Below are 6,654 nucleotides of genomic sequence, written 5' to 3'. Positions count from 1 at the left end.
CGACAGCATCATAGCGAGCGGCCCCAACGGCGCCAACCCGCACGCGCAGCCCGGTGAGCGCAAGGTCCAGAAGGGCGACATGATCGTGATGGACTACGGCGCGGGCTATCACGACTACCACGCCGACATGACGCGCACCGTCGTGCTTGGCGAGCCTACCGAGGAGCAGCAGAAGGTGTATGACGTGGTGAGGCTCACCAACGAGACCTGCGCCGCGGCCATCCACCCGGGTGTCATCGGCAAGGACATGCAGGACCTCGCCGTGAAGGTCATCTCCGACGCCGGCTATGGCGACTACTTCAAGCACGGCCTCGGCCACGGCGTGGGACTCCAGATCCACGAGCGTCCCAACCTCGGCCGCACCTACGACAAGCCCTGCCCGCTCGGCTCCGTCGTGACGGACGAGCCCGGCATCTACCTGCCCGGCAAGTTCGGCATCCGCCTGGAGGACACGGGTGTCATCACCGAGGACGGATACAAGCCGTTCGGCCGCTCTTCTCACGACTTGCGCGTGATTGACTGCTAGCACGGCATTAAGACAGTGTCAACTTCTGCCCGGTGGACGGTATTTGTCCACCGGGCTTTTAAGTATTGATGACCCAGCTAACACTCGCAATGTTGGGAATTGACTCAATCGGCGGAAGGCAAATTTCCTTTATGAAAGCGTTTTCAGTCCATATGGTGTACACTTGACCGCGATGTGGAGCAATCGTGTGCAATTGGTAAGGAAGACGTGAAGCCTGCATGCGGTCCGCATTGGATCTGTTGGAAGCAGAGTGGACGTAAAGGAGGAAGTTGGATGGTCAATATTGTCCTAGCAAGCCATGGCAAGTTCGCCGAGGGCATCATGGAATCGGGCAGCATGATCTTCGGTCCGCAGAAGAACGTCGCGGCCGTCGTCTTGACGCCTGACATGGGTCCCGACGACATGCACAAGAAGCTGCTTGACGCGATCGCCACTTTCGACGACCAGGAGCACGTCTTATTCCTGGTCGACCTGTGGGGAGGCACTCCCTTCAACCAGGTCTCCCGTCTCATCAGCGAAGAGGGGCACGACGATTGGGTCGCCATTACCGGCCTGAACCTGCCGATGCTCGTCTCGGCGTATGGTGCCCGCATGGGCGCCGACACCGCCGTCGCCGTGATGCAGGAGGTCTTCTCGGAGGCGCGTGACGGAGTCAAGGTGAAGCCGGAGGAGCTCGAGCCCAAGACGGCTGCCCCCGCGGCTGCCGCGGCCAAGCCGGTCGCACAGGGTGCCATTCCCGAGGGAACGGTGCTCGGTGACGGTCACATCAAGTACGCTTACGTCCGCATCGACACCAGGCTCCTTCACGGCCAGGTCGCGACCGCATGGACGAAGCAGGTCCAGCCGGACCGCATCCTCGTCGTGTCCGACGGCGTCGCCCACGACGACCTGCGCAAGACCATGATCGTGCAGGCGGCCCCTCCAGGAGTCCACGTCCACGTCATCCCCATCGACAAGCTCGTCCAGGTCGACAAGGACCCGCGCTTCGGCGCAACCAAGGCAATGGTCCTCTTCGAGACCCCGCAGGACCTGCTCGAGGCGGAGGAGAAGGGCGTCAAGTTCCCGGAGGTCTGCATCGGCTCCATGGCCGGTTCCGCCGGCAAGACCGTCGTCAACCAGGCAATCGCCTGCGATGCGGCCGACGTCGAGTGCCTCAAGAAGATTCGCGACAACGGCACGCACTTCTACGTGCAGAAGGTGCCGAGCGACAAGGTTGATGACATCTGGGCTCTTCTCAAAGAGAAGAACATGGCCTAAGGGCCTCGATAGAAAGAAGGAGGAAGTTCATGAATCCTATTTCGATCGTGCTTGTCATCATCGTGGCATTCCTGGCAGGCATGGAAGGCATCCTGGACGAGTGGGAGTTCCACCAGCCAATCGTTGCCTGCACGCTGATTGGCCTCGTCTGCGGCCACCCCACCGAGGGCATCATCCTCGGCGGCAGCCTGCAGCTCATGGCACTCGGCTGGGCCAACATCGGCGCTGCCGTCGCACCTGACGCGGCACTCGCCTCCGTCGCCTCCGGCATCATCCTGATGCTCGCCCTCAACGGCGGCACCAAGGACGTCACCGCTGCCATCAACACCGCAATCGGTGCCGCTACGGCCCTTTCCGTCGCAGGCCTGTTCCTGACGATGATCTGCCGTACGCTCGCCATCCCCATCGTCCACGGCATGGACGCCGCGGCCGAGAAGGGTGACTTCGGTGCCATCGACCGTCTCCAGATCGGCGCCATCTGCATGCAGGGTGCCCGTATCGCCATCCCCGCTGCCGCGCTTTGCTTCATCCCGGCCTCCGCGGTTACCGGCGTCCTCGAGGCAATGCCTGCCTGGCTGTCCGGCGGCATGACGGTCGGCGGCGGCATGGTTGCCTGCGTCGGCTACGCCATGGTCATCAACATGATGGCTACCAAGGAGACCTGGCCGTTCTTCGTCCTCGGCTTCGTCTTCGCTACCCTGAAGGACCTCACCCTGATCGCCCTCGGCCTCATCGGCGGCTGCCTCGCCATCATCTACCTTGGCCTCAAGGAGCTTGCTAAGCAGGGTGCCGGCTCCGCTGCCGGCTCCGGCGACCCGCTCGGTGACATCCTGGACGACTACGAGTAGGAAGGGGAGTGAAAGCAATGGCAGAAGACATCAAGAACGAGGCCTCGACCAAGGGCATTCACCTCACCGTCGCTGACCGTCGTGCAGTCTGCAACCGTCACCAGTACCTGCAGGGCTCTTGGAACTACGAGCGTATGCAGAACGGCGGCTGGTGCTATGCAATGATCCCGGCCATCAAGAAGCTCTATCCCAAGAAGGAAGACCAGATCGAGGCGCTCAAGCGTCACCTGGAGTTCTACAACACGCACCCGTACATGTCCGCCCCCGTCATCGGCGTGACCCTGGCAATGGAGGAGGAGCGCGCTAACGGCGCCCCCATCGACGACCAGGCCATCCAGGGCGTCAAGGTTGGCATGATGGGTCCTCTGGCCGGCGTCGGCGACCCTCTGTTCTGGTACACGGTTCGCCCGATCCTCGGCGCACTGGGCGCGTCCCTCGCGCTCGGCGGCAGCATCGTCGGCCCGCTGCTGTTCTTCATCGCGTGGAACATCATCCGCCTTGCCTTCCTGTGGTACTCGCAGGAGTTCGGCTACAAGGTCGGTACCGACATCTCGAAGGACCTCTCTGGCGGCCTGCTCGGCAGGGTGACTGAGGGCGCCTCCATCCTCGGTATGTTCATCATCGGCGCACTGGTCCAGAAGTGGGTCTCCATCAGCTTCACCCCGGTCGTCTCCAACGTGAAGCTCGACAGCGCAGCCTACATCCACTGGAACAAGCTCCCCGCTGGCTACAAGGGCATCGAGTCCGCGTTCGACCAGTACTTCAACCAGGGTCTGTCCCTCACCCCGACCAAGACCACGACCCTTCAGCAGAACCTCGACTCCCTCATCCCGGGTCTTGCGGCTCTCGGCCTGACGCTCCTGGTCTGCAAGCTCCTGAAGAAGAAGGTCTCCCCGATCGTCATCATCCTCTGCCTCTTCGGCGTTGGTATCCTCGGTCGCGTCATCGGCTTCATGTAAGGAGTTCTTCTCGCGAAGGATCGCGAGTGGGCTTTGCAACCAAGGCCGCATCCCCTAAGCTGAACTCGTTCGGCCACATGGGGGTGCGGCCTCTTGCATGCGCAAGGGGCGAACTACTCGATACGCAAAGGGTTTGACACCATGGCAGTTTCTATGAACACGAGCGTGGAGTACTCCGCGAAGGCCACGTTCATGCAGGGGTTCACCACCTACGGCGACGTGATGGTGGGCGACAAGGCCTTCGAGTTCTACAACGAGAAGAACAAGGAGGACTTCATCCAGATTCCCTGGGAAGAGGTCGACTACGTCTCGGCCGAGGTGCTGGGGAAGAAGACCATCACCCGCTTCGCGATCTTCACGAAGAGGAACGGCCACTTCACCTTCTCCACCCGCGACAACAAGGCGACGCTCCGCGCCGTGCGCGAGCACGTGCCCGCGGACAGGCTCCTCAGGTCCCCCAACGTCCTCGAGGTCGCGAAGGCCGGCGTCAAGGGAATCCCGGGTGCGCTCGGGAGCGTGTTCAAGCGCAAGTAGACCGTCCTTCTCGTCCACATGCGCGCAGAGGCCGAACGGGCCCATGGTGACGGAGGCGATGCCTCGGCCACCATGGGCCTGTTGTCTCTGTGGAGCGGCGCGTTGTGGATGGCGTGACCGCATATGTGGGATATAGTATTGGTTCGTTGTGAATCCGTGCGCTCTTGTGAGCGCGCTTGTACGCAGAAAGTAGGCAACAGTGGCAACTCTGGGCATTACCGACCTCAAGGTGGGTCTGGGCGTCAACATCAAGGGCAAGGACTGCGTCATTCTTGAGGCACAGCACGTCAAGCCCGGCAAGGGCAACACCTACGTCCGCACGAAGTACCGTGACATCCGTACCGGCCGCGTGAACGAGGAGAACTTCCAGCAGTCCGCGAAGTTCGAGAGCGTCGACATGCGCACCCGCGAGATGCAGTACCTCTACAACGACGGCGACTCCTACTGGTTCATGGACACGGAGACCTACGAGCAGATCCCCGTCGAGAAGGAGCTCATCGGCGACAACGACAAGTTCCTGAAGGAGAACGACACCTGCCTGCTGCAGTACGCCAACGACGTCCTGTACGCGGTGCAGCCGCCCACCTTCATCGAGGTCGAAATCACCGACACCGACCCCGGCTTCAAGGGCGACACCGTCCAGGGTGGCACCAAGCCCGCCACCATCGAGACCGGCGCCGTCATCCAGGTTCCCATGTACCTGAACCAGGGCGAGCGCATCAAGGTCGACACGCGCGACGGCAAGTTCGTCCAGCGCGTCTAGCTTTGGGCAACGTCTCCTGCGGATAGTCTCTGGGCCCGCGGCTGCGCACGGCGCAACGCGGGCCTTTCGCTAGCGGGACGCAACGCGCCCGTTTGCGAGCGACTATACTTGAGCAAGGTCATCTTTGGTGTCGGCAGCGACACATGAGAAAGGACGTGTCATGAGCGAAACCGAGCTCTACGTCGCCGGTATCGGCATCTCCAAGAACGTCATCTCGACGATCGTCAGCTGCGCCTGCGAGAAGGTCGAGGGCGTCGCGCGCGTGGGGGGCAACGACATTGCCTCCAGCCTCGTCTCGGTCTTCACGAGCAGGAGCGTCTCGCCCGAGGCGGCCGTCGAGTCCGAGGTCGTGGACGGCAGCCTGAGGGTCTGCGTGCACCTTGCCGTCTTCTACGGCTATCCCTTCACCAAGCTGGCGGCCGCGGTCCGCGAGGCCGTCGCCAACGCCGTGAGCGAGCAGGTCGGCGTCGAGGTCGGCGCCGTGGACGTCTGCATCGACAGCCTCGTCTTTCCCAAGGAGTAACCCAAAAAGTGTCTGAGAAGTCCATTCATTTTGGCGGGCGCACGCTTGCGCGCTGCCAGGCCCTGCAGCTCCTCTTCCAGGCCGAGGCGACGGACAGGACGGTCCACGAGGTCCTCGAGGGTGGCGACTACGCGATCTCCGAGGGTCCGCTGGACCCGTTTGGCGAGATGCTCGCCCGTGGCGCCGACGACATGAGGGGCGACCTCGATGCGGTCATCTCCGCGACGTCCTCCAACTGGAGCGTGTCGCGCATGCCGGCCGTCGACCGCAACCTGCTCCGGCTCGCGCTGTACGAGATGCTCGAGGTGGACGAGGTTGCCATCGCCGTCACGATTGACGAGTCCGTCGAGCTGGCGAAGGCGTTCGGCTCCGACGAGTCGTCCCGCTTCGTGAACGGCGTGCTCGGCCGCGTGGCGACCAAGCTCGAGAACGGCACGGACGTAATCGCGGAGGCGCGCGCACTTGCTGCGAAGCGCGCCGAGGAGAAGGCGGAGTCCGGGGAGGACGACGCACCCGAGGATTCCGCCGAGGCGGAAGGCGACACCGAGTCCCAGGCCGATGACGCGGCCGAGTCACCGGAGTCCGGAGAGTAGCGATGGCGAAGCCGGACACCGCCGCGTACAAGACCTTTGACCAGATAACCGGCAGGCTCGACCAGATCGTGTCGCAGGTGCGCGACAAGGACACGTCGCTCGAGCGCTCGCTCGACCTGTTCGACGAGGCCATCGCCCTCGGGTCCAAGGCCGTCGACATGGTCGACAGGACGGACTTCACGCCCGAGGAGGAGGCCAGGCTGCGCGAGCAGGCCAAGGAGGCCGAGGACGCGGCGGTACCCGCCGAGGCGGGCGAGAGGGGCGCGGACGCGCCGACCGAGGAAGAGTCCTAGGGTGGCGCGACGCAGGAGGCTGGACGCCGAGCTGGTGGCGCAGGGGTTCTTCTCCACCACCGACGACGCGATGCGCGCCGTGCTCGCGGGGGACGTGTCGACCTCCGACCGGAGGATGACGTTCCCGGGCGAGCAGGTGACGCCCGGCATCGCGCTCCACGTGCGCGGGCACATCCCGTACGTGGGCCGCGGCGGGCTCAAGCTCGAGCGCGGGCTGGACGCCTTTGGCGTGGACCCGAGCGGGCTTGCCTGCCTGGATGTGGGGTGCTCCACGGGAGGCTTCACGGACTGCCTGCTCAAGCACGGTGCGGCGTCGGTCCTCGCCGTGGACGTGGGCTACGCGCAGTTTGACTGGAGC

The 6,654-nt window shown here is 63.7% G+C and carries 10 protein-coding genes; all 10 read left to right on the top strand.

What is annotated here, in order from left to right:
• A partial coding sequence (locus ACI38Z_RS00460) for a M24 family metallopeptidase (RefSeq protein WP_439788226.1) occupies window positions 1–526 on the top strand: 526 nt, incomplete at its 5' end.
• A 273-nt stretch (window positions 527–799) separates the two neighbouring features.
• On the top strand, window positions 800–1,783 hold the full coding sequence (locus tag ACI38Z_RS00455; protein WP_439788225.1) for a PTS sugar transporter subunit IIB: 984 nt from the start codon (window positions 800–802) through the stop codon (window positions 1,781–1,783).
• A 29-nt stretch (window positions 1,784–1,812) separates the two neighbouring features.
• A complete protein-coding gene (locus ACI38Z_RS00450) occupies window positions 1,813–2,631 on the top strand; it encodes a PTS mannose/fructose/sorbose transporter subunit IIC (RefSeq protein ID WP_439788224.1) in 819 nt (272 codons plus the stop codon).
• A 17-nt stretch (window positions 2,632–2,648) separates the two neighbouring features.
• Window positions 2,649–3,590 (top strand): PTS system mannose/fructose/sorbose family transporter subunit IID, encoded by a 942-nt coding sequence (locus tag ACI38Z_RS00445; RefSeq protein WP_439788223.1) that lies wholly within the window; start codon window positions 2,649–2,651, stop codon window positions 3,588–3,590.
• Between the two features lie 141 nt (window positions 3,591–3,731).
• Window positions 3,732–4,124 (top strand): DUF956 family protein, encoded by a 393-nt coding sequence (locus ACI38Z_RS00440; protein WP_439788222.1) that lies wholly within the window; start codon window positions 3,732–3,734, stop codon window positions 4,122–4,124.
• A gap of 199 nt (window positions 4,125–4,323) precedes the next feature.
• Window positions 4,324–4,887 (top strand): elongation factor P, encoded by a 564-nt coding sequence (gene efp, locus ACI38Z_RS00435; RefSeq protein ID WP_439788221.1) that lies wholly within the window; start codon window positions 4,324–4,326, stop codon window positions 4,885–4,887.
• A gap of 160 nt (window positions 4,888–5,047) precedes the next feature.
• Window positions 5,048–5,410, top strand: coding sequence for an Asp23/Gls24 family envelope stress response protein (locus tag ACI38Z_RS00430; RefSeq protein WP_439788220.1), 363 nt, complete (start codon window positions 5,048–5,050; stop codon window positions 5,408–5,410).
• An 8-nt stretch (window positions 5,411–5,418) separates the two neighbouring features.
• On the top strand, window positions 5,419–6,003 hold the full coding sequence (nusB, locus tag ACI38Z_RS00425) for a transcription antitermination factor NusB (protein ID WP_439788219.1): 585 nt from the start codon (window positions 5,419–5,421) through the stop codon (window positions 6,001–6,003).
• Between the two features lie 2 nt (window positions 6,004–6,005).
• A complete protein-coding gene (locus ACI38Z_RS00420; RefSeq protein WP_439788218.1) occupies window positions 6,006–6,296 on the top strand; it encodes an exodeoxyribonuclease VII small subunit in 291 nt (96 codons plus the stop codon).
• A gap of 1 nt (window position 6,297) precedes the next feature.
• On the top strand, window positions 6,298–6,654 hold a 357-nt coding region (locus ACI38Z_RS00415; RefSeq protein ID WP_439788217.1), incomplete at its 3' end, for an SAM-dependent methyltransferase.

The sequence above is a fragment of the Parafannyhessea sp. genome (genome assembly GCF_051876455.1).
In the GTDB taxonomy this organism is placed as follows: domain Bacteria; phylum Actinomycetota; class Coriobacteriia; order Coriobacteriales; family Atopobiaceae; genus Parafannyhessea.
This window is presented reverse-complemented; position numbering and strand designations above follow the sequence as displayed.